This window comes from Streptomyces niveiscabiei (genome assembly GCF_001419795.1).
Lineage (GTDB): Bacteria > Actinomycetota > Actinomycetes > Streptomycetales > Streptomycetaceae > Streptomyces > Streptomyces niveiscabiei.
This window is the reverse complement of the sequence record NZ_LIRL01001309.1, coordinates 1-1704: the sequence shown is the minus strand read 5'-3', so window position 1 is coordinate 1704 and position 1704 is coordinate 1. Positions and strand designations below refer to the sequence as shown.

At 78.3% G+C, this 1704-nt stretch carries 1 protein-coding gene; it reads right to left on the bottom strand.

What is annotated here, in order from left to right; translation table 11 throughout:
• The coding region (locus tag AOK24_RS43455; RefSeq protein WP_420876737.1) for an nSTAND1 domain-containing NTPase at positions 1 to 1704 on the bottom strand (1704 nt) is incomplete at both ends.

The following is a 1704-nucleotide window of genomic DNA, read 5'->3' as shown; positions in this document are numbered from 1 at the left end:
CCCTCGACCTCGCGGCGGCCGGTGGTGACCGGCCGCCGCGAGGTCGAGGGTGTGGACGGTGCCGCCCTCCAGGTAGCGGAGGTTCCGGCCGTGCCAGGCGAGGCCACCGTAGAGGTGCTGGTTGTCGAGGGGGTGGCGGAAGACGGGCGCGTCCGGGTCGGTGAGGCGCCACACGCGCAGTTCGGCGGCGTCAGCGGTGGCGAGGAAGGTTCCGTCGGGGCTGAAAGCGGCGTACCGCACCCCCGGGTCGTCGGCGTCGGCGATACGGCGGCCGGTCCTGGTGTCCCAGACGCGGAGGCCGCCGTCGGTGGCGGCGGCCAGCCGGTCGCCGTCGACGGCGAGGACGTCCCCGTCGCAGACGCGGTCCTGCCGCCAGGCGCCGGGCAGGGCGCGCCCGGTCGCGGTGTCCCACACCTGCGGGGTCCCGCCGGACGGGCAGACGGCCGCGAGCCTGCCGTCCGTGCTCAGCGCGGTGAGCGGTGTCTCCACGGCCGCGCTCGCGAACAGCACGCGCCCGTCGGCCGCCGACCGCAGCCGCACCCGGTCGCCCTCGGTGACGAGGACGGCGCCGCCGTCGCGGGTGAAGCGCAGGTCGGAGACGTCGGCCAGGGGTCCGCCCGCCCAGTGTCCGGTGGCCGGGTTCCACAGGCGTACGCGCTGGTCGTCTCCGGTGACGGCGAGGAGCGGCCCGGCGGCGGTGACCGTGCCCGAGGGGACGCGGCCCGAGCCGGTGGGCCGGTGGTCGGTGACGTCCCAGGTGCGCCAGGTGCGGCCGGCGGCGCTGAGCAGGGTGCGGCCGTCGTCGAGGAGGGCGCGGCTGCGGCTGTCGCCGGGGTCCGGATCGGTGAAGGTGTCGGTCTCCGGCTGGTCGAGGGAGCCGAGCAGGGCGCGGCGGGTCTCCGGGAGCCGGGCGACGCTCCAGGCGGCGGCGCCGAGGAGGAGCGCCGTGCGCGGGTCGGTGGTGCGCAGCGCGTCGGCCACGGCGGCGACCCTGCGGGCCGCGTCCCGGGTCCGCTGGAGCCGGTTCTCGTCCTGCGCGCGGCACACCAGGACGCCCGTCATCACCGCGACCGCGAGGACGGCCGCCAGCGACACCGTCAGCACCCGGTGACGCCGTACGGCCCCGGCGGTGGCCCGGCGCTCGGCCTCGCGGGCGTCGAGGGCGGCGGTGAGGAAGGTCCGCTCGGGGGCGGTGAGCGCGGGGTCGGCGAGGTGGTCGGGGAAGAGTTCCTCGGCGCGGGCCAGCCGGGTGCCCCGGTACAGGACGCCGGGGTCGTGGTCGTGCTCGCGCCAGGTGCGGGCGGCCTCGGCGAGCGCCCGGTGCTGGCGGAGGCGTTCGCGGTCGTCCTCGATCCACCCGTGCAGGCGCGGCCAGCCGCCGATCAGCGCCTCGTGCGCGAGGTGCACCCCGCCCTCGTCGGCGGTCAGCAGACGCGCCCGGGTGAGACGCTCCACCACGGCGGGTACGTCGGGACAGGCCCACTGCGCGAGTTCGGCGCGGGTGAGGGGGCGGCGGGTGTCCGGGGTGCCCTCGCCCGGTACGACCATCCGCTGGAGCAGGTGGCGGGCGGCGCGGGCCTGCGCCGGGGACAGGGCGCCGTACACCTCCTCGGCGGTGGCGACGAGGGCGCCGCCGACGCCGCCGGCCGCCTCGTGCCCGGCGAGGGTCAGGATGCGGCCCTTGCGGCGGCGCCAGGTCTCCAG